Source organism: Fibrobacter sp., from assembly GCF_045601785.1.
Taxonomy (GTDB): Bacteria; Fibrobacterota; Fibrobacteria; order Fibrobacterales; family Fibrobacteraceae; genus Fibrobacter.
The window spans coordinates 40,590-60,974 of record NZ_JAZSAF010000075.1 but is presented as its reverse complement, the minus strand read 5'-3'; the positions used below and the strand labels follow the sequence as shown (position 1 = coordinate 60,974).

At 53.2% G+C, this 20,385-nt stretch carries 18 protein-coding genes and 1 tRNA gene; 11 read left to right on the top strand and 8 right to left on the bottom strand.

Annotation, left to right across the window (positions count from 1 at the left end):
* Positions 1-1,606, top strand: a 1,606-nt coding sequence (priA, locus tag ACKI61_RS12025; RefSeq protein WP_407457930.1) for a primosomal protein N', incomplete at its 5' end; no start/stop codon positions are given.
* A 19-nt stretch (positions 1,607-1,625) separates the two neighbouring features.
* Here the strand turns inward: priA and ACKI61_RS12020 are convergent.
* Both ACKI61_RS12020 and ACKI61_RS12015 read right to left on the bottom strand, forming a co-directional pair.
* Positions 1,626-2,330: a M15 family metallopeptidase gene (locus ACKI61_RS12020; RefSeq protein WP_407457929.1), complete on the bottom strand. Its 705-nt coding sequence runs from the start codon at positions 2,328-2,330 to the stop codon at positions 1,626-1,628.
* Positions 2,331-2,464: 134 nt separating this feature from the next.
* A complete protein-coding gene (locus ACKI61_RS12015) occupies positions 2,465-4,825 on the bottom strand; it encodes a hypothetical protein (protein ID WP_407457928.1) in 2,361 nt (786 codons plus the stop codon).
* A gap of 61 nt (positions 4,826-4,886) precedes the next feature.
* On the opposite strand from ACKI61_RS12015, the gene ACKI61_RS12010 reads away from it, so the two are divergent.
* The 4 genes from ACKI61_RS12010 (at position 4,887) to ACKI61_RS11995 (ending at position 7,702) form a co-directional block, all read left to right on the top strand.
* A complete protein-coding gene (locus ACKI61_RS12010) occupies positions 4,887-5,669 on the top strand; it encodes a nitrilase-related carbon-nitrogen hydrolase (RefSeq protein ID WP_407457927.1) in 783 nt (260 codons plus the stop codon).
* A 221-nt stretch (positions 5,670-5,890) separates the two neighbouring features.
* The gene (locus ACKI61_RS12005) at positions 5,891-6,022 is read left to right on the top strand and encodes a hypothetical protein (protein ID WP_407457926.1); all 132 of its coding nucleotides are present in this window, start codon (positions 5,891-5,893) and stop codon (positions 6,020-6,022) included.
* 11 nt (positions 6,023-6,033) lie between these two features.
* Positions 6,034-6,393 (top strand): hypothetical protein, encoded by a 360-nt coding sequence (locus ACKI61_RS12000; protein ID WP_407457925.1) that lies wholly within the window; start codon positions 6,034-6,036, stop codon positions 6,391-6,393.
* A gap of 67 nt (positions 6,394-6,460) precedes the next feature.
* Positions 6,461-7,702 (top strand): phosphotransferase, encoded by a 1,242-nt coding sequence (locus ACKI61_RS11995; protein WP_407457924.1) that lies wholly within the window; start codon positions 6,461-6,463, stop codon positions 7,700-7,702.
* Here ACKI61_RS11995 and queA read toward each other — a convergent pair.
* From queA to gltX, 4 genes are all read right to left on the bottom strand, one after another.
* Positions 7,699-8,745, bottom strand: a complete 1,047-nt coding sequence (queA, locus tag ACKI61_RS11990; protein ID WP_407457923.1) for a tRNA preQ1(34) S-adenosylmethionine ribosyltransferase-isomerase QueA — start codon at positions 8,743-8,745, stop codon at positions 7,699-7,701. The two genes, ACKI61_RS11995 and queA, sit on opposite strands and share 4 nt — an antisense overlap.
* Before the next feature lies 1 nt (position 8,746).
* Entirely contained in the window at positions 8,747-9,730 is a 984-nt protein-coding gene (locus ACKI61_RS11985; RefSeq protein ID WP_407457922.1) for a helix-turn-helix transcriptional regulator, read from the bottom strand.
* 9 nt (positions 9,731-9,739) lie between these two features.
* Entirely contained in the window at positions 9,740-10,915 is a 1,176-nt protein-coding gene (locus tag ACKI61_RS11980; RefSeq protein WP_407457921.1) for a BON domain-containing protein, read from the bottom strand.
* Between the two features lie 238 nt (positions 10,916-11,153).
* The gene (gene gltX, locus ACKI61_RS11975) at positions 11,154-12,626 is read right to left on the bottom strand and encodes a glutamate--tRNA ligase (protein WP_407457920.1); all 1,473 of its coding nucleotides are present in this window, start codon (positions 12,624-12,626) and stop codon (positions 11,154-11,156) included.
* A gap of 118 nt (positions 12,627-12,744) precedes the next feature.
* Between gltX and ACKI61_RS11970 the strand changes: the two genes are divergently transcribed.
* Both ACKI61_RS11970 and ispD read left to right on the top strand, forming a co-directional pair.
* Entirely contained in the window at positions 12,745-14,187 is a 1,443-nt protein-coding gene (locus ACKI61_RS11970; protein WP_407457919.1) for an alanine/glycine:cation symporter family protein, read from the top strand.
* A 47-nt stretch (positions 14,188-14,234) separates the two neighbouring features.
* Positions 14,235-14,924: a 2-C-methyl-D-erythritol 4-phosphate cytidylyltransferase gene (gene ispD, locus ACKI61_RS11965; protein WP_407457918.1), complete on the top strand. Its 690-nt coding sequence runs from the start codon at positions 14,235-14,237 to the stop codon at positions 14,922-14,924.
* On the opposite strand, the gene ACKI61_RS11960 is transcribed toward ispD, so the two are convergent.
* Entirely contained in the window at positions 14,921-16,372 is a 1,452-nt protein-coding gene (locus ACKI61_RS11960) for an SO_0444 family Cu/Zn efflux transporter (protein WP_407457917.1), read from the bottom strand. The genes ispD and ACKI61_RS11960 overlap by 4 nt on opposite strands.
* Positions 16,373-16,705: an ArsR/SmtB family transcription factor gene (locus ACKI61_RS11955; protein WP_407457916.1), complete on the bottom strand. Its 333-nt coding sequence runs from the start codon at positions 16,703-16,705 to the stop codon at positions 16,373-16,375. It abuts the gene before it with no gap.
* A gap of 125 nt (positions 16,706-16,830) precedes the next feature.
* On the opposite strand from ACKI61_RS11955, the gene ACKI61_RS11950 reads away from it, so the two are divergent.
* The 4 genes from ACKI61_RS11950 to ACKI61_RS11935 all read left to right on the top strand — a co-directional run bounded on the left by ACKI61_RS11950 (position 16,831) and on the right by ACKI61_RS11935 (position 20,218).
* Positions 16,831-16,903, top strand: a tRNA-Gly gene (locus tag ACKI61_RS11950).
* Between the two features lie 473 nt (positions 16,904-17,376).
* Positions 17,377-18,534 (top strand): HRDC domain-containing protein, encoded by a 1,158-nt coding sequence (locus ACKI61_RS11945; RefSeq protein WP_173653552.1) that lies wholly within the window; start codon positions 17,377-17,379, stop codon positions 18,532-18,534.
* 122 nt (positions 18,535-18,656) lie between these two features.
* Positions 18,657-19,166 carry a 5-formyltetrahydrofolate cyclo-ligase gene (locus ACKI61_RS11940; RefSeq protein WP_407457915.1) on the top strand — a complete coding sequence of 170 codons (510 nt, stop codon included), beginning with the start codon at positions 18,657-18,659 and terminating at the stop codon, positions 19,164-19,166.
* Between the two features lie 65 nt (positions 19,167-19,231).
* Complete coding sequence (locus ACKI61_RS11935; protein WP_407457914.1) at positions 19,232-20,218, top strand: TrmH family RNA methyltransferase; 987 nt, start codon at positions 19,232-19,234, stop codon at positions 20,216-20,218.
* Positions 20,219-20,385 lie beyond the last annotated feature (167 nt).

Below are 20,385 nucleotides of genomic sequence, written 5' to 3'. Positions count from 1 at the left end.
GCCCCCGAACGCACCGGCGCTTACATTAGAACAAACTAACGCATTCGATACACTCCGCAAAGAACTCGACAAGGACGGTTTCCGCGGAGTCCTGCTCCACGGCATCACAGGTTCAGGCAAGACGCGCGTCTACCAGGAACTTGCCCGCGACGCCATGCAAAAAGGCAAGAAGGTACTCATTTTGGTTCCCGAAATCGGGCTCACCCCGCAGACGGCGGCACGCTTCCGCGATTTTCTGCAAGTTGACGTGGTCGTGCTCCATTCAGCCCTTTCCGCCCCCAAAAAACGCGACGCCTACCTCTCCATTCTGCGCGGAGATTCCCGCGTGGTACTCGGCACCCGCAGCGCAATTCTCGCCCCATTCGATTTTGACCTGGTCATCCTCGACGAAGAACACGACTCCTCCTTTAAGCAGCAAGATCCGGCACCTCGTTACCACACGCGCGAGATGGCCTTCCATTTGGCGTACAAGTACGGTGCCCTCGTGGTTCTCGGGAGCGCCACCCCGAGCCTCGAAACATTCTATAACGCAGAGTCAAAAAATTTAAAGACGGTTACGCTCAAGGAACGCGCCACGCAGGCGCCGCTTCCGAAAGTGCAAATAGTGGACATGGGAAAGATGCACCAGCAGAAGGGCATTCTCCTGTCGCCCGCGCTCCGCGAAGCTTTGACCGACTGCATTGAGCGCGGGGACCAGGCAATCATCCTCATGAACCGCCGCGGATTTTCGAAGATGCGGGTCTGCACCGAATGCGGCGAGACGCTCTACTGCAAGCACTGCCACATTCCGCTTGTATACCACAAGCAATACCGATCACTCCTATGCCACTACTGCGCTACGCTTTACCCGGTAAACACGCCGTGTAGCGCTTGCGGTGCAGAGACTTACGAATTCGTGGGTGGTGCCATAGAAATGCTCGAAGACGAAATCGCCGAATGGATTCCCAACGCAAAAGTCGTGCGCATGGACCGCGACACCACACAGAACGTGGGAGCAACGGAAAAAATTCTTGACGCCTTCCGCAACAGGGAATACAACGTGCTGCTCGGCACGCAGATGGTCGCAAAGGGCCACGACTTTCCCGGAGTGCAACTCGTCGGGGTTGTTGGCGCAGACAGCGGACTCGGCATTCCCGATTTTCGCTCCACCGAAAGGCTATTTCAACTCTTAAGCCAAACGGCAGGTCGCGCGGGGCGTGCCGGCGGCGAAGGCCAGGTGCTCATTCAGACGCTCAAGCCCTCTGAACCCGTGATGCAGTTCGCCGTGAACCACGACTTTGACGGTTTTGCAGAGAAGGAACTTGAAAACCGGCGTGCCGCCTTCTACCCGCCCTTCTGTAAACTCGTGGAAATCAGCTGCGGAAGCCGCGACGAAGACATGCTCCGCCATACCACGGAGCGACTCGAAGCCCTTCTCCGTGCGAACAAGAACCTCATGGTGCTTGGCCCTGTAGACGCATTCATACCCGTCGTTCAAAATGTACACTGGACGAAACTCTATATCAAGACTCAAGACCTAGCACCTGTTCGCAGGATTCTCTCCCCCGTCATAAACGGCGCGAAACCCTGGGTACAGGGTGTCGATATCAAGGTAGAAATCGAATAAAGAGTGCGGATGCACCGCACTATAATGGAAACTTGGAATAGTTCTCGCGCACGTACTTGCTCGGGTATGCGTTAAAGTGCCACCACTCGCTGCCAAGCGGAACCCAGCCGGCACCCTTCATAATTTTGCGAAGCTTATTGCGGTTATCGACCTGCTGTTGCGTGAGTCGTCCGCTCTTTAGCGCATCGGCCTCGCCCACCGCACCGGCACAGCGTTCAAACGAATCAAAATCTGTACCCATATCGAGCAAAGCACCGATGCTATCGGTAATGCTCAAGTCTAGTGCCAAGCCAAAGTTGTGGAGCCCACCCGTCGTCGGTGACGACACATAGGTCGAATAAGGCGTTCCACGCACCGTCTTGCGCAAAGCCTCCTGCGCATACAGCGGACGCGAGGCATCAAAAATCACAAGCACAGAGCCCGGCATTTCACGCTCCATGATCTTGATTGCCTTGCGGAGCTTTACGGCAGCATCCTTATGCACAAAGGCGCGCTGCACGCCGCAATACAGGTCATGTCCCGTCACATTTTCAAAGGTCGCGTAACGCAAATCCATGCGCACACCCTTGAGACGCGTAATCTCGACCATGTTGGAATCCGTCGTCGCAAAATCAATCCACTTCTTTACCGAAGAACAGTAACGCAGAGGCTTTTCAGGCTTCGGCGGCACAAACAGGGAATCCGTTTCGTGCGCAAAGCAAAACGAACCCCAAAAGAACAACAAAGTTACTAGAAATTTTTTCATCCTTAATTCTTTCAAGATCCTTCGGCTCCGCTCAGGATGCCACTCTTCGCATTTTACTCAAAGCCTAAAGGGAGCTACGCGACCGAGCTCTTACCTCAAAGCGAAGCGACCTATTAAATTCCCAGTTGCACTTCGACACCGAACTGCACATAGAGTCCCATACCCTTCGCCATGAAGGGAACCAGGTCGTAGCCATCGGCAGAGTTCTCGTTGTCGTCACGGGTCACCCACGAACGCTCGCGGGCATTTTCGCTACCTAGGAACTTGAGCGCATCGACATCCAGGTTCGCAAAGATGTTGTCCACTTCCACGTAGAAGCGCGCACTCCTGAAGAAGTACTTGTTGCCGAACAGGTCCAGGTTCACGCGGGCATCGGTGCGGAACATGTCGGTAAAGTCGTGGAAGTCCTTGAGCCTGCGCGTACCGTTGCTGCGGTCGCTCGGATCGGACGGTGTAATTTTGTAGTAGTACACCGGACGGTGAAGTGCCGCATGGTGTGTAATAATCACCGAGACAATTGAGTCCTTGCGCGGATAGTAGCGGAAGTGCGACAGAATGTCGAAGCGGGAATTGGCTTCCCACGGGAGCGACTTTCCGCCGTCAAGTTCATATTCACCGTACACGGAGCTCACATTGGTCGCCATCGAGAAATGGTGCGATGTCTTGAACTCGATCGTACCCGAAGCGCCGGCGACCCACGCAAAGTCGATTGGGGTCACGTCATTGTACTGCGCATAAGCCTTAGGCATCGGAAGCAGCGGATCAGGATAGTAGCGGCCAAAGCCGGAACCCTGCGCCACAAAGTACTTGGAATTGTAGCCTAAACCCACCTTGCCGGACACACCCGATTCTAGGCGTCCCGTCAAGTCGCCGTCATCGTAGTAAGGTTTCCAGTCGCTACGGTAGGCGGCATTTGCAAACAGGCGCCAATAGGCTGTATCGATTTTCGAAAGGTTCTGTTCAAAGTCAACGGACGCCGTCGGAGCAGCTTCATGTTCGCCTGCATCAGCGATAGCACCTACAGAGAGAATCTTCTGGGAGTAGTCGCTCTGCCAGTTGAGCCTACCTGCACCCGAAAGCACTCCCGTCTGGAAATCATCTGACAGGTTGCCGCCAAAGTCCGGATACTTGCGTTCCACGATATGGTGTTCATAGAGCACTGCACCACTCAGCTTGGAACCAAGGATCGAGCCTTTGAAGTTCTTGTCAAGTCCACCGGTCAAGGTCGTATGGGTCTGCTCGTAGCCGTCGATGAAGGTCGCTGCATCCTTGGAATTCGCCGTGCTGCGGAAGCCCGTCGTGTCCCGGAGCGTATCGCCAATAGCTTCGCGGACAAAGCCCGCATGTGCCGAAGTTCCAAAGCGGGAGTTGTATTCGGCACCCACCACCAGGTATTCCTGCTTGCCTTCGATGATGTCGATCGAGTTCACTTGGTCGTAGGCGGTAGAGGTATCCTGATGGATGCTGTATTCATCGGAACTGTATAAGGTGCGAAGCGCCCAGGTATTTCCGCTGGAATCGGAACCATTGAACTGCGCGTAGATGTCATAGGCAGTCAGATCGAACGGATCCGAAGACTTCACGTTGCAATTATCGACGCATTCCCCGTCGCGTTTGCGGAATTCGGTAAAGAACTTTTCGCCCAGATTCTTGAGCATTTCGTCGTCGAGCCTGCGGAATGCAAAACGGAAGCTGTCCCAGAACATCCACGGAGCATCGACCACCACTTCCTGAAGCGTAATGCCAGCGGTTCCACGCAGGCCCCATTCCCCCTTGGTTTGCTCGGGAATGTACTGCACCGATGTTGCAAGTCCCTGACCAATGGGACCTTCGCCGTAGTGGTCGTGGATTTCGATGCCGCTCAAGATGTGCGGGTTCACAACCGAGAGGTTTCCAGGGAAACCGACATCTAGGTGGCGCATGTTCGGAATGCGCAAGCGACCCAGGTGGTAGGCAACATCACCTGCACGGGAGCCTTCGTAGTAAAGGGCGCTGCTAAAATCCTTCTGTCCCGAAATGCCAGGCATCTGGCTCAGGTGCTCGGTCACATCAAAGCGCATGCCGGCAGCATCTTCGAGTTTGTCCAGATTTACCTTACGCTCAAAGGTCCATTGAACCTTGTCGCCACCACCGCCGACCACGGTGCTCGTACCCAGGTTACGCACATCGGCGGTCGTCTGCATCGTCACCACCATGTCGAACAGGTCGGCAAAGTCCTGCAGTTCCACCGATACGCTGTCAAAGCCTGGCTTCTTGAAAATGAGCGAAGCATTCCTGGAATCGACCGTCAATTCAAAACGACCATCGGAATCCGTTTCGCCCACCTTCTTGCCCGAAACATAGGCAATCTCAACATCCTTCACCGGCAAGTCCGTTTCCGATTCCAGAACCACACCCACAATCAAAGTCGGAGTGGCAGCAAACACGGCTACCGCCAAAAACAGCACAAAAACAAACAGGGCGCGTAATCTCATATTTTTTAAAATAGAAAAAACTAAGTTCTAAGTTCTACCAACGAAGTTCTATATTTACCGTATGCTCGACATTTACCTAGTACAGATGGAAATCGCCCCAAATGACAAGGCGAAGAACTTCGCCAAGGTCCTTGAACTGACCGCAGGCATTCGCAAAACACCGAGTGATTCCATCCCTGGGCTGATTATTCTTTCGGAAATGTTTGCCACCGGGTACCTGCCCCTGCACCCGGAAACAGCCGCCGAAGATTTTTCGAGCAGCGACTCTGGGGAAACCGCCCACTTTTTAAGTACGCTTGCCAACGAGACCGGATGTACAGTGATGGGTGCCGGCATCAAAAGTTTGAACGGAAAACTGTTCAACCACAGCAGCGTTTACCAGCAGGGCAATCCGCTAGAATTCGCCTACTACGACAAGCGCCGTCCTTTTTTCATGGAGCAGGGAAAGTTCAACTCCGGCGAAAAAGTTAATTTATTCAAAATAGCAGATTGGAATATCGCGGCAACCATCTGTTTCGACTTGAGATTCCCCGAACTCTACCGCGACGCTGTCAAGGCAGAAGCTAGGCTCATCACGGTGCAGGCAGCATGGCCATCTGCAAGAATTGCACACTGGAAAACATTGCTACAGGCACGCGCCATCGAGAACCAAGTCTACATCGCCGCAGTCAACTGCACCAGTTCCGACGGCACCTACAACGGCTACTCCATGGTCATCGACCCGAAAGGAGAAATCATCGCCCAGGCACACTCCGAAGGCGACGAAATCATCCAGGCGCGCATCGAATCTGCACCTCAAGAAAACTATCGAAAACAGTTTCCCGTTTTAAGAGACTTACTCTAATCCAAAATATTCCAATCCAAAATATTTCATCTTAGATTGATCCAAATCACACTATACAGATTTTGCAAAATTGCAGTTAATCCACTACCTATCAACAAGTTAGGTTCATTTTTTCAAAATTGCGTGGCAAAAAAATAATTTTTGAGGGCTTTCCAGTGTCAAAAATTTAATATATCTTTCATTCTAAAGGATCGACAACGTCTAATGGTGTGAGGTAAATCATGTCGAACACAAGCAGACTCCAGTATGCGAAGGCGTTAATCAAGGCCGGCATCACGCGAGAACTGGTTCTCAAGATCACAGCAATCTCGAGCTACCAATATTCGCAAATCCAACGGGAACTCGCCGCCTAAGGAAATGACCCTTGCAGATGGTTCTTGTCATTCCCGCGCAGCCCGCCACCTCGAACGAGGAACGGCGAGCTGCGCTTTTTTGTTGCTATAAAGACGGTTCGCTTCTGCTCGAAGAAAAAGACGGGAAAAAACCGGCTAGGTTTTTCCTGAATCGCGGCGACACTTTCCCCTGGGACCAGTTTCTGCCCAAGCTGCTTGCCAACTGGCAACTCAGCGACTACAAGGACGTCCCCAAAGCTTTCGTTCCGCAAAAAAGAATTCCCGAATTTGTCATCGAAGGTTTTCTCAAAGAGCACCTTGAAAATCAACTCAAAATCCTTGCCACACTGAGAAGCCAAGGGTTCTTTTCTGCACTACCAAGTAGAAGATAGGATTTGATGATGGACAATAAATATTTTTAAATTATCAATCATCCATCATCAATTATCAATTAGGTAAATGCTTTCCGATATTTCTACCAAGCGCTGGTTCATGGGCAAGGGGCAGGCCATCCGTCAAATCAGCGAAATGGATTCTGCCGAAATCGCGGGCGTACAACTCCAAATTATTAAAGTTGAATTCGAAAACGGCACATGCGACCTGTACGCCACCATGAGCGACGAATCTAAAGCGGGCGCCCTTCTCGCCGAAGGTTTTGGAAGCTTTGCCGCAATCCAGGCGTACAAGGCCCGCAACGGGTTTTTCAAATTCCAGCGGTTCGCAGAACTTGACCGCGCGTCGCTCGCAACAGCAACCCCGCTAGGTGCCGAGCAGAGCAATTCCGCCTTCTATGTCAAGGGCAAGTCCTTTTTCAAGATGTTCCGCCGTCTACAGGCAGGCATTCACCCCGAACAAGAAATCCTCTCGCAACTGAACGCGACCCATTTTGACGGTGTTCCGCAACTTCTAGGATTCATCGAATATCAAGATTACACCGCAAGTTACGCTATCGGCATTCTCGAAAATCATATCGAAGGCGCTACAAGTGCTTGGGATTTAATGGTCCGCACACCGAACGAGAAAACGCAATCCGACAGCCAGAACTTTTTTGCAGACGCGGCACTTGAGCTCGGACGCACGACCGCCCAAATGCACAAGGCGCTCAAAGATTTAGACGGCACGCCCGTACAGTCCGAAGAAGTTCCCTTCGACAAATTGATTGCCTTACTGCAGGCAAACGGGAAACAGGATCTGGTGGCGCGAGTGGAAACGATTGCGAAAAGCGCAACCGATATAGATTCTATCGCTCCCGTTGGTCACTCCAGAATGACAGACACCTCCAAGATACTAGCGCCGCAGCGCATTCACGGGGATTATCACTTAGGACAGTTGCTTTATAAAGACGGCAAGTTTATCGTGCTGGACTTTGAAGGCGAACCCACCCGCACTCTGGAATACAGGCGCAGGCTCCGCTCCCCCGCCGCCGACATAGCCGGCATGCTCCGCAGCTTCGCCTATGCCAGCGCCGTTCGGCAAAACAACGCAACAGAAAAATGCCGCGGCGACAAGGAATTCGAGCAATTCACGGCCGAAGCCTTCTTGCAAGGCTACAGCCGTGAATCCGGCATTTCCGTTGCGCAATTAAAAGAAGAGGCCTCGCCCTATGTACTGGGCAAGGCCATCTACGAAGCTTGTTACGAACTGGAATACAGGCCCGACTGGTTCTGGATTCCTGAAGCAGCCTTAAAAAGCGGACTCTAAAGAATCAGCATTCCATCGCCGTAGCTGAAAAGCTTCATCTTGTTTTCAACAGCCATCTTGTAGGCTTCGAGGGTGTTTTCGCGGCCATAGAAGGCGGACACCAGCAAAATGAGGCTACTTTTCGGCCAGTGGAAATTGGTCAAGAGGCCGTCCACAATCTTGTAGCGGTATCCCGGATAGAAGAACGCATGGGTAATTCCCTTTTGCGGTTTCAGGAATCCGTTCGCATCGGCAATCGTTTCGATGACGCGGGTACTCGTGGTGCCCACCGTCACGATACGGCCACCGTCGCGTTTGGCCTTGTTGATGATGTCGGCGTTTTCGGCGGTGAGTTCATAATGTTCGCCGTGCATCTTGTGCTGCGTAAAGTCTTCCACCGAAATATTCTGGAAGGTTCCCGGACCCACATGCAGCGTGACTTCGGCAACGTAAACGCCCTTCGCCTTCAAGGCTTCGAGCATTTCTTCGCTAAAGTGCAGGCTCGCCGTCGGGGCGGCCACTGCGCCGGAATACTTCGCAAAAATGGTCTGATACGCTTTCTTGTCGTCTTCGTCATCGGGGCGGTCAATGTAAGGTGGCAGCGGTACATGGCCTTCGCGGTTCATCACCGCTTCGAGTTCCACCGGCGTTACCGCAAAGCGCAGCACGCGGGCACCGTCTTCCTTGATGTCTTCGACAACAGTCTTGACACCCGCAATATCGAGCTCGCGACCAATCTTGAATGCCTTGCCCGGGCGCACCTGCGCCTCGTAGCGAGCGGAGCCATCTTCGGCAGGAATCAAGGCCTGCACCAGGAGCGTTTCCACTTCGCCGCCGTGCATGGTATGGCCGTACAAGCGTGCCGGAATCACCTTAGTGTTATTCACCACCAGACAATCACCCGGTTTGAACAAGTCGACAATTTCAGGAGCCTTCATGATGCGGCGTTCGCCGCCATCTTTGGGGCAATGCAAAATGCGGGTTTTCCCCTTGCCTGCCGTGCGGCTCGCAATCAGCTCCTTCGGGAACTCAAAATTGTAATCGGAAAGATTATGCGATTCCATTTTAACGGTCCATTTCGGACAAAGCGTCTTTCAGTTTCTGCTTGACCGTTTCCTTAAGCGAAGCAGGTTTCAGAATACGAATATCGGTCGCAACACCCATCAGCCAAGAAACAAAGTCCGGCGTAATACGGAGTTTCATATCCACAATCATATTCTTGTTCTTGTCGTAACGCTTTGAAATCGCGGGATTAAAGTGGGAACGTTCAAACTGCGTCTGCAGCCACCTGTTGCGAATTTCCAGCGAGATATCTTCGGGTTTGTCTTTGCCCGTATACTTGCCGAATGCGTACTTGTAATGCGTCGCGGCGTCAAAAACAAACTTCGGCACGGCATGGTTCGTTTCCTGTACATTTTTGATTTGCTCGAACAGGTAATTCTTGAAAACCTGATTTCCCTTGTCGTCTTCTTCGCCGGCAATCAGATACAATGTATCCATTCGCATAATCACCTTGACCGGGAAAACTTCCTTGTTTTCGTCGATGACAGCGGAATGATCGGTTGCGTGGCTATACTGAATCTTGATCGCGAAACCTTCATGAATCGCCTTGAGTACCTTATTGACATGAGTCGAATTCAGCTTGTCGTCGCTAAACGGACCGTAATCAAGCACATAGTCCGGGTCCGTCGTAATGGCATCGGGCTTAAAATCTTCGGGATCGGTGGTCTGCATGACCTTGATCAGCTTGTCCAGCAGCTTAGTCGTCTTGATATCTGCTGCAGAAGTCTCGGACAAGTTTTTCTTGATCTTTTCGAGCTGTTTAACCACATCCTGATTAAAGTTCGCGCTCTTTTCGGTCTGGATAATATAATAGGTTTCGCCCGCTTCCTTGAACTTGCGGAGTCCGCAATTTTCTTCGGCAATGACTTCGAGATGGCGGAAAATGGTTCGGGGACCGCAACCCATCAGATGAGCAAGGCTTTTCACGGTCTGTTTGACTTTCAGCTTACTTTTAATGGCATTGATTTTTTCGTAACTGGTAGCCATAGGCATCTCCTATTTCAATCTTAAACGATTTTCGACAGCGGTCGTCTTCGCCTTTTTCAGAAGCGTAAACAACGCCAGCTGCTTTTGAATGGTCGACTGCACCCGACCTTCCAACAAGAACTTCTTGTTGTTGCACGAAACGCGGATAGATGTACCGTGCAGAAGGGAATTCATCGAAAGCTCAGTCTCTATTTCCTTGCAGAGTTCCACATTCATCGGATCGGAAATTTCATTGATCAAACAAATAAGGTCACGGACACCCGGGATCTCTCCAAGACGCATCTCGATATCCTTCGGACGTTCTCCAGAGTAGCAGGACGCTTCTACTTGCACCCTACCTCCAGACACACTCACCTTATAATCGAACATGCACATTCCGGGCGTTTCGAGCAGTTCATAAACCGCATTCTCAATTTCAGAATCCGTAATGAACGGAGAAACCTGTATCTTGGTAAAATTGACGCACCCGCGCACCCGGGGAAGCGCACTCACGCAGGCATCCATCTCTCGCTGGAGCGAAAAATTCTTGACCAAGCCCTTCAGAAAAACGATTCCCTGCCCCGCTTCCACCAAAATCTTGTCGCAATGTTCAGGGAACACCTGAGAGAGCTTACCCTTCACCATCTCGCACAACTTATCGTTAGGCAAATTCTGCGCCAGCGGCGGAAGCGTGATGAAAACCAGCGTATTGTCCTTGAGTAATACGACTAACTTGTCTTTTTCACCATCGTTTACAAGGCCGACCGCAATTCCAAACTGGTTACGGATGGCATGGTACACATAATCGCCCAGCAAGGTAAACGCACTCTGTGCCGGTAAGAGCCTGTAACCGTCCGGAGATTCTTCGCGGTCCAATTCCACCTTAGGGAGCTCAAACTTTTGGTCTGGCCCGCCATCGTAATTGACCACGACGATTTCCTTGTCAGGTCCCTGGAATATGCTCTTGACGACACCCGGCTTGGGCGTTCCCTTGAAGTAGATCCAGTTGCCCGGAGCAATACGGTTGAACCCGAAGATTTTTGCATAGTCCTGGTTTACGCAGTCGTGGCGGCAAAAGACGAACTCGTGAGAGAATGCGACAAAGATGGTCTTGCACGCATCACAGCAACACAGCAAGGGTATATGCGGATCCATCCCACCAAAGGTGGAATACGCCTCGCGGGCATAGACGCCGTGTTCTGTCACCTTTTGGCAACAGCGGCAAAACAGCCTTTGAGTGTACAACCTATGGGGAAACTGGGATCGCATGAGAAGTGGTTAGTGATTAGTGGTTGGTGGTTAGTGGTTGGTGGTTAGGATTTAGTGCTAGCTATGGGGTCGGCACTTCGTGCCTTTGGGGTATGAGGTCGGTCGCCTACGGCCTTCGGCCAGCTCCCTTTGAGGTTGCCCAAAGCGAGTTTACGAGCGCCCCCATAGCTCAAAACTATTTCATCAGCGGCATTGCGACGTCGATGCGGCGGAGGACTTCTTCCTTGCCGATGATTTCAAACATTTCCCAGAGGCCAGGGCCTGCGGTCACGCCAGAAACAGCGAGACGCGGAGCACCGACGAGTTCACCCACCTTGTGGCCGCAACGTTCGGCGAGATCGTAGAAACCCTTCTCGATAACCGGAGTCTTGAAGTCTTCGATAGAAGCGAGCATGTCGCGCACGAGGGTCGCCACTTCCTTGGAACCTTCGCCGAAGTGCTTCTTCACACCCTTCTCGTCGTAAGTCATCGGGGCCACAAAGAAGTACACCGCCATGTCGGCCAGGTCCTGCACAAAGTGGGCGCGAGGCTTCAGCTGCTTCACGATTTCGTCAAGGCGTTCTTCGGGTTCCTTCGAGAGGTCGATACCCTTGGCGGCCAGGCCTTCCTTCATGATGTTCTTGAGGAAAGCGTCGTCGCACAGGTGGATGTGCTGGCCGTTCATCCACTGCAGCTTCTTTTCGTCGAAGCTCGCGGACTTCGGGTTGATGCGTTCCAGCGTGAAGCTTTCGACCATTTCCTTGATGGTCATGACTTCGCGGTCGTCGCCCGGGTTCCAGCCGAGGAGAGCGAGGTAGTTCACGAGAGTCTCTGGCAAGTAGCCGAGGTCGCGGAAATCGCCCACGGAGGCGGCTCCCTTGCGCTTAGAAAGCTTACCGCCGTTCTTGTCGAGAATCACCGGCAGGTGGCACCATACGGGCGGCTGCCAGCCGAAAGCCTTGTACAAGAGTTCGTGCTTCGGCGTGGAACTGATCCATTCATCGCCGCGGAGCACGTGGGTCGTACCCATCAGGTGGTCGTCCACGACGCTTGCAAAGTGATAAGTCGGATAACCGTCGCGTTTGATGAGCACGAGGTCGTCCAGAAGTTCGTTCTGGTAGCTGATGTGACCGCGGATCATGTCGTCGAATTCGGTGACGCCCGTTTCGGGCACCTTGAAGCGGATCACCGCCTTTTCGCCGGCAGCAATGCGGGCTTCGGCTTCTTCGCGGCTAATGTTACGGCAATGGCGGTCGTATCCCGTAACCGGCACGTGGGACTTTTCCTGTTCGGCGCGGACTTCCTGCAGGCGTTCTTCGGTGCAGAAGCAGTAGTAGGCACAGCCCGCATCCAAAAGCTTCTTGATTTCGCGATGGTAAATGTCCAGGCGTTCGCTCTGGAAATACGGACCGCAGTCGCCTTCGCAACCCGGACCTTCATCCCACTGGAGGCCCAGCCACTTGAGGTCGCGCATCAGGTCATGCAGGGCAGTCTCGTTGTAACGCTTACGGTCGGTATCCTCGATACGCAGGTAAAACGTGCCGCCCATGTGTTTTGCAAAAAAATAGTTGTAAATAGCGGTGCGCGCACCGCCCACATGCAGGTAACCCGTGGGGCTCGGGGCAAAACGGACGCGGACAGGACGGTTAGAATTGCAATTTTCGCACATAATTTCCTCTTTTGTTTATTCCGTGTCAAAAATTAGCAATTTAAAATGATTCCTGATTCAACTTTTCTATCTTTGGGGCCGTTAATCGAAACAGCCACCCTTTTTTACGGGATTATTCATGGAAACTTTAAATTCCATTTTAGATACTATTGACGGCTATGTTTGGGGAGTCCCCCTGATTGTCATTATCCTCTTCGTAGGATTCCTGCTCACCATCCGCCTCGGCTGCATGCAAGTTCTGAACTTGCCCAACGCACTGCGTTACATGCTCCACAACGAAAAAGGCGGCGAAGGCGAAGTTTCGAGTTTTGGAGCCCTCTGCACAGCCCTTGCAGCCACAATCGGCACGGGTAACATCGTGGGCGTCGCCACCGCTATCGGTACAGGTGGTCCGGGTGCCCTCTTCTGGATGGAAGTGGCTGCATTCCTCGGCATGGCCACCAAGTATGCCGAAGGCCTGCTCGCCGTCAAGTACCGCACTATCGGCAAAGACGGCAAGGTATTGGGAGGCCCGTTCTACTACATCGAAACTGGCATCAAGGAACGCTTTGGCTGGAACATGAAATGGCTCGCTGTCATATTTGCCGTATTCGGCATCGGCGCGGGTCTCCTTGGCATTGGCACCATCACTCAGGTGAACGGTATCACCAGCGCCATGGCCCGCCTCACCCCGAACGCCCCTGAATTCATTAACCTCGGTGGCAATTCCGTTTCTTGGACCACCGCCATCGCAGGCCTTTTGGTTACGATTTTTGCCGCAACCGTTATCATCGGCGGCTTAAAGCGCATCGCAAAAGTTTCGACCTACATTGTCCCGATTATGGCGATTATCTACATTCTCGCCTGCATGCTCTTGCTGCTTTTGAACTTCGCCCAGATTCCGCTGGCGATCCAGACAATCGTGCAAGCCGCATTCAACCCGAGCGCCATTACCGGCGGTGCCGTCGGCACCATCTTTATCGCGATGCAGAAGGGAATCGCCCGCGGCATCTTCAGTAATGAAGCAGGCCTCGGTTCTGCCCCGATTGCAGCGGCCGCCGCCAAGACCAAGGAACCGGTTCGCCAGGGACTCGTCTGCATGACCGGCACCTTCTTCGACACCATTATCATTTGTACCATGACAGGCCTTGCCATCGTGGTTTCGGGCGCATGGGACCCGAAGCTCGGTCTCGAAGGCGTGAATATCACCATGGAAGCCTTCTCCCGCGGACTTGCCATCGTTCCGGCCGGATCTGTCATCGCACCGTTCTTCCTCGCCATCGCGTTGGTGTTCTTTGCGTTCACCACGATTCTTGGCTGGGCATACTATTCCGAAAAGTGCCTGCAGTACCTGATGGGCGGCAAGAACGAAAAGGCCACCCTGATTTACCGCTGGGTCTACATCGCGGCTATCTTTATCGGCCCGTACCTCACGGTAAGTGCCGTATGGACTAGCGCCGACATCTTCAACGGCCTCATGGCATTCCCGAACCTGGTCGCACTGATTCTCTTGAGCGGAATTGTCTCGAAAGAAACCAAGGATTACCTTGAACGCCTCCACAACGGCCACGTGGGCGACTAATTGATAATTGATAATTGATGATTGATAATTAATATTAGATTTTCGGTATGTGTGAAGCAAACTTGATTGGTAAATTTGCAGCGGTGCTCCCGGCGGGGGGACTCGGCAAGCGCATGGGCGGGAACATTCCCAAGCAGCTTATGGTTTTGGGCGGCAAGCCCGTTTACCGCTACAGCCTCGAGACATTCCTTTCGATGGATGAAATCGCCGAAGTCGTGATGGCCGTACCCGCCGACTGGAAAGATCATTTCGAGAAAGATTTTTCGCACCCGAAACTGAAAATTGTCGTGGGTGGCGCAGAGCGTTGGCAGTCCGTGGAAAACGGCGTAAATGCACTCACGAGTAATGCCGAATTCGTGCTGGTGCACGATGTGGCGCGCCCGTTCATCAGCAAAGAAATTATCCTCGATGTGTGCAAGACGCTTGTCGAAAAAGGCAGCTGCCTTGTGGCAAAGCCCGCAGTCGATACCATCAAAATTGCAAAAGACGGCTGCGTGCAGCAGACCATCGACCGCAATACCGTATGGATGGCACAGACTCCGCAAGCGGCCTCGGTCGCATTACTGAAAAAGCTCTACGGGCGCATTGCCGCAGAGCCTTTAAACTTTACCCCCACCGACGAAGCAAGCATTCTCGAATACTTCGGCGAGCCGGTCTACATCGTGAAAGGCAACAACCTGAACGACAAACTTACGACCCCTGAAGACTTCGAGATTTTCGCAAGCCGCGCCCGTTAAACTTTTCCGCCGAATTCAAATCCGGCTTCATCGACCGCCTTCTTGAGGTCGGTTTCGTCTATATCGTCTTCGTCGTGCCATTCCACGCGGAGTTCCTTTTTCGCGACATCGGCTTCGGCCGAAATCACGCCGTCTAGAACCCTTACGGCTTTTTCGACGCAAGCCTTGCAGTGACTGCAGCTCATGCCGTTCACGCGATAGAATTTGACCACATGTTCTTCATGGTGATGTTCGCCATGTTCGTGATGATGTTCACCGCATTCGCAATGGTTTTCGCCTTCGCAGCAGCAATCATGATCGTCGCAACCGCAGCCGCAATGTCCGCAGCCGCAACCCTTATGCGCAAACTTCGCGTAAATAATCAGCGCGGCAAACACGACTGCGCAAACGTAGTCAAATACGCCAAGTGCGCCGTGACCGTGACATTCCGCAGAACCGTGCGAGAGCATCGAAGCAAGGAACGAATCCATAAAGAAGGTGTCGACCACAAAGCCAAAGAACATGGCTCCAAGTGCAATCGAAACAAGGTAGGCCGCGAGAGTGCGCTTGCCAAAAGCCTTGCCCACGACCAACATGCTTGCGATACTCGTGGCAGGGCCCGCCATCAACAGCACCAAGGCAGCCCCCGGCGTAACGCCTTTTTCTACAAGGGCCAACGCCAGCGGAATAGAGCCCGTCGCGCACGTATACATGGGCATGGCAAGCACCAGCACCACCAACATGCAAAGCAGCGGGTATTCGTGCAGGAACAAGAAGAAATCATCCGGAACAAAGGCGGCAATCAGGGCACCGAGCAAAAGGCCAATCGTCAGCCACTTGCTCACATCGCCAATCATGTTTACAAAGCCGTATTCAAAAGTTTCTTTCAACTTTTGCGCAAAAGACTTTTTCGCATGCTCATCGTGATCATCATGGCCGCAGGAACAATGGTCGCCTTCACAATCGCGGTGTTTGTGATTGTGATGTTCGTGATGCTCATGCTCGTGAGAATTTTCAAGCACGGCAACACCCGTTTCAGGCTCGTTCTTTGTGACCAAGTTAGTAAACACGCCGCCAAGCATTGCCGTTACAAAAGCGGCCACCGGGCGCAAAATCGCAAACGGTCCGCCTAACAGCGAATACGTTGCCAAAATAGAATCTACGCCTGTCGCAGGCGTCGAAATCAAGAAGCTCACGCTCGCACCCTTGCTCGCCCCCTCTTTCCGGAGCGCAATCGATGTGGGAATTACGCCGCAGCTGCAAATCGGGAGCGGCACGCCAAACAGCGCAGCCCAAAGCACCGACTTAAAATTCGGCTTTGCAATCTTTGGCACATACAAGTGATTCGGCACCCACACATGCAAAATGCCCGCAAGCAAAAAGCCGAGCAAAAGGAACGGCGCCATCTCCGAAAACAGTGTAATGAATTGCCAAACAAACTTTTCCAGAATTTCTAAAACAGCAGGCATTTACTTACCCTTCTTGTGCAGAATATGTGTGAGACCCGTATTGAAAATCAATCCGATATGTTCATCGTCAAGCGAATAAAACATCTTGCGACCATCGCGACGCGGCTTGACCAAGTTCGCCGTACGCAGAATGCGCAACTGGTGACTCACCACGGACTGTTCCAGGTTCAACTTTTCAGCAATGTCATTCACCGAAATTTCGCCCGAAAGCATCAAGTGGATAATGCGGATACGCGTGGTATCGCCAAAGAACTTGAAGAACTCCGACAGTTCAAAAAGAACGTCCATCGAGACTTCGCTTTCCGAATTTTTTATATATGAACAATTATTCATATTTTCATATATAGAAACAAACCGTTCTTTTGTCAAGGGAAAACTGCATAATTTGCAAAATATTTCAATTTTCCCTCCAAATCCCTTGACACCTCCGCCCAATTATTCTATAATTGGGCAACCCCGCGGGAATAGCTCAGTTGGTAGAGCACGACCTTGCCAAGGTCGGGGTCGAGGGTCCGAGTCCCTTTTCCCGCTCTAAAAACGAAAGAACCACCTAACAGGTGGTTCTTTTGTTTTTACAAGTAGGCGATGGACACGGACACTCGAAGAGGGGCCGACTAAATTCTTTTGTGGGCGAAGCCCGTGAAAAGAATTTAGGACTTTGAGCGCAGCGATAAGCCCGTCAGGGTGAGGAGCTAGCCGGTCGCAGACCGGAGACTAGCGACGAATCAATCCCTTTTGACGCTCTTAAGCGCAGCTTGCATCGAGCCCGTAGGGTTAGACCGCAACCTTGCGCAAGCAAGGAATATTGCGGGCTAACAATCCCTTTTCCCGGGGGTTTTAGGGGGCGGAGCCCCTTAGGTGAGGGGGTGCTGGAAGACCCGGCTATGGATTGCTTCGCTACGCTCGCAATGACGTATGCCGGGGCTGCAAGCAGGGGGATTCTTCCCCCTTTTTATAAGTCATCCGGATTGCCTTTAAAAATTTTATTACATTTCACCCTACCGATGCAAGACGAGAAATACATACTGGTAGATAGCGAAGAATCGCTCGCGAATTTGCTCGCGGATTTGGAGCTGTACGAAATGGCCGCCGTCGATACCGAGGCGGATTCCATGTACCATTATACCACCCGTCTTTGCCTGATCCAGATTACTATCGGCGAGCACCATTACATTGTGGACCCGCTGTGTGGGCTTGACCTTGCCCCTCTGTTCAAGGCCCGCGCCATGCAGACGCTCATTTTCCACGGCGCCGACTACGACTTGCGACTGCTGTGGCAGACTTACGGATTCTCGCCCAAGCAGATTTTTGACACCATGCTCGCGGCAAAGATCCTGGGCGAAGATCACCTGGGCCTTGCGGACTTGGTGCGCGAATACTTCGGTGACGAACTCAAGAAAGAAAACCAGCGCGCCGACTGGACCACGCGACCGCTGCCGCTCGAAATGTGCGAATACGCCATCCACGACACGTTCTACCTGCACGAACTCTGCGCGATTCTCGTGGAAAAACTGCAGGAAGCTGGCCGCATGAGTTGGCTTACCGAACAGTGCGATGCCTTGATCGAACATGCCAAGCACCCTGCCCCGCCGAGAAAGGACCCCTGGCGCGTCACGGGTTCTGCTCCGCTTTCGCCGTGCGCCCTGAACGTGCTCAAGTTCCTCTGGGAATGGCGCGAAAACCAGGCTCAGGAACTGGACCGCCCACCCTACAAGGTGATGCCGGTGGAACTCATGCTCGCCATCGCACGCCGCAGCGAGGCCAACTTCCCGACCGTGGACTTGGAAAAGTTGCCGAAGCTCCCCCGCAATTTCCGCGACGAGCGTCTGGATTCGTTCGTGAACATGCTGCAGACGGCCGTGGCCGTGCCGCAATCGGACTGGCCCGAAAGACTCCCCAAGGCCCCGCCCCCGCCGGTGGTGCCGAACTCCGACCTGCTTTCGGTGCTCAAGACCTGGCGCGACCTTAAAGCCGAAGAACTGGAACTGGACCCGTCGCTCTTGGCCAACAAGGCGCAGCTCATTTGGCTAGCCGCTCCGGGTGACATGCCCTGGGAGGCCCGCTACGAAGAGGCGCACCTCATGAACTGGCAGCGCGTCCTGTGGACCGAAATTTTGCAACAGAACCTGCCCAACGCAAAGCGCGTAGGCGACCCCGACTAAATTTTTACGACTCACCTCAACCGCCCGCTACTGGACAAATCCCCCGCAGGCATACTATGGAATCTATACTTCTCGTTTCTGCCTTACTCCTTTTGATTTTCGGCTCCCGGCCGCTTTTCGAGATGTTGCGCAAAAAGCGCGACGGCGAAGAACTCATCGGAAACCCGTGGGAAGAAGTCCACGCCATCAAGGGTTACAGGGAATCGCGCAAGGTGGCGGCGTTCTACCCGCTCACGGGCGAACCGAATATCATGCCGATTATTGAACAGCTCGCCGACGAAGACCGTCTGCTGCTCCCCCGCTGCACGGGCCCCACGACCATGGAGTTCTGCCACGTGCAAAGCCTCAAGAAAGATTTGGTCAAGGGCAAGTTCGGCATCATGGAACCCCGCGGCGACATTCCGGCCTACGAAGGCGACTTCACCGTATTCCTGGTTCCCGGCACCAAGTTCAACCTGACCGGCGAACGCTGCGGGCACGGCAAGGGTTACTACGACAGGTTCCTGGCAAAGCACCCGAACGCCCACAAGGCAGGCATCGCGACACCCAAGCAGATTAGCGTCGAGCCGCTCGTGCAAAAGCTGACCGACATCAAGATGGACCAGATTATCATTTGTAGGGAAAAACCCTAAGACAGGACGTCGTTGCAAGCACGCCGTGCGAAGCAATCCAAGGAAAATTTTTAAAAGGAAGAAACATGGCTTTCGACAAGAACAAAGAAACTGAGTTCGGCATTATCCGCCACAACTTCAAGGACCGCGAACCGCGTGACGATTCCCGCGAACACCGCGAAGGATTCGAGGATTTCCGCCGCCGCGATTTCAACAAGCCGCGCGAAGGTTTTAACAGCGAACGTCCGCGATTCAACAAGGACCGCGAAGGTTTCACACGCCGCAAGACCGATGGCGACCGCCGCACAAGTTTCGGCGACCCCGATGGCGCTCCGCAAACCGCTATCGGCGGCATCCGCGAAGTGACCGACCTTCTGGAACGCAGCCCCATGCAAGTGCACCGCGTGCTCTTTATGCACCAGTCGGGCAACCCCAAGCTCTACGAACTGCAGAAGCTCGCGAAGCGTGCCCATGTGCACGTGCAGCAGGTGGATTCCAAGGTGCTGAACACTTATACGACGCAGCACCACGGCGTGGTCGCCCTGTTGAACGAAAAGGAACTCCTGGTTTGGGAAGACATTCGCGAAGAATACTTTGCCGCCAAGCAAAAAGGCGAACGCAAGCTGATTGCCGTGGGCACCAACATCGAAGACCCGCGCAACCTGGGCGCCTGCATCCGTAGCGCGCTCGCCTTGGGCGTAGACCTTTTGATGCTCCCGGCCAAGGGCATGTGCGGCATTACGCCGGCTGTCGCCCGCTCTGCCGCAGGAGCACTCGACAAGATGAAGATTTGCCGCCCGAACAACCTGGAAGCCGCCGTCGGCGAACTCAAACTCGCAGGCTACCAGATTCTCGGTCTCGATGCAGACACCGAGACGAACCTCGCCGGCTTTGAATTCAGCGACCAGGCGGTGATTGCCGTCGGTGGCGAAGACGTGGGCCTCCCGCCGTTTATCCGCAAGCAGTGCGACGCCGTGCTCCGCATCCCGATGATGCCCGAAGCGCACTCCTACAACGCCTCGGTGGCACTTTCGCTCGGTCTGTACGAATACGCAAGACTCCGCATCAAGTAAGCGACTCGGCTATTCGCCGAAAACAAAACGATTTAATACAAAAAAACGGGCCACACGGTCCGTTTTTTATACTCAAAGCGAGCTGTAAGCGAGCTATACAAGACTTGCCAATTTATTGGCTTAGTCGTTGTTATGCCCTATGGGTAGACCTCATACCTCAAAGGGCG

Bases quoted from the DNA above. Each gene is read 5' to 3' on its own strand.
- ACKI61_RS12015 (WP_407457928.1), bottom strand. From the start codon at position 4,825: ATGAGATTACGCGCCCTGTTTGTTTTTGTGCTGTTTTTGGCGGTAGCC.
- ACKI61_RS12010 (WP_407457927.1), top strand. From the start codon at position 4,887: ATGCTCGACATTTACCTAGTACAGATGGAAATCGCCCCAAATGACAAG.
- ACKI61_RS12005 (WP_407457926.1), top strand. From the start codon at position 5,891: ATGTCGAACACAAGCAGACTCCAGTATGCGAAGGCGTTAATCAAGGCC.
- ACKI61_RS11995 (WP_407457924.1), top strand. From the start codon at position 6,461: ATGCTTTCCGATATTTCTACCAAGCGCTGGTTCATGGGCAAGGGGCAG.
- queA (WP_407457923.1), bottom strand. From the start codon at position 8,745: ATGGAATCGCATAATCTTTCCGATTACAATTTTGAGTTCCCGAAGGAG.
- ACKI61_RS11985 (WP_407457922.1), bottom strand. From the start codon at position 9,730: ATGGCTACCAGTTACGAAAAAATCAATGCCATTAAAAGTAAGCTGAAA.
- gltX (WP_407457920.1), bottom strand. From the start codon at position 12,626: ATGTGCGAAAATTGCAATTCTAACCGTCCTGTCCGCGTCCGTTTTGCC.
- ACKI61_RS11970 (WP_407457919.1), top strand. From the start codon at position 12,745: ATGGAAACTTTAAATTCCATTTTAGATACTATTGACGGCTATGTTTGG.
- ispD (WP_407457918.1), top strand. From the start codon at position 14,235: ATGTGTGAAGCAAACTTGATTGGTAAATTTGCAGCGGTGCTCCCGGCG.
- ACKI61_RS11960 (WP_407457917.1), bottom strand. From the start codon at position 16,372: ATGCCTGCTGTTTTAGAAATTCTGGAAAAGTTTGTTTGGCAATTCATT.
- ACKI61_RS11955 (WP_407457916.1), bottom strand. From the start codon at position 16,705: ATGAATAATTGTTCATATATAAAAAATTCGGAAAGCGAAGTCTCGATG.
- ACKI61_RS11945 (WP_173653552.1), top strand. From the start codon at position 17,377: ATGCAAGACGAGAAATACATACTGGTAGATAGCGAAGAATCGCTCGCG.
- ACKI61_RS11940 (WP_407457915.1), top strand. From the start codon at position 18,657: ATGTTGCGCAAAAAGCGCGACGGCGAAGAACTCATCGGAAACCCGTGG.
- ACKI61_RS11935 (WP_407457914.1), top strand. From the start codon at position 19,232: ATGGCTTTCGACAAGAACAAAGAAACTGAGTTCGGCATTATCCGCCAC.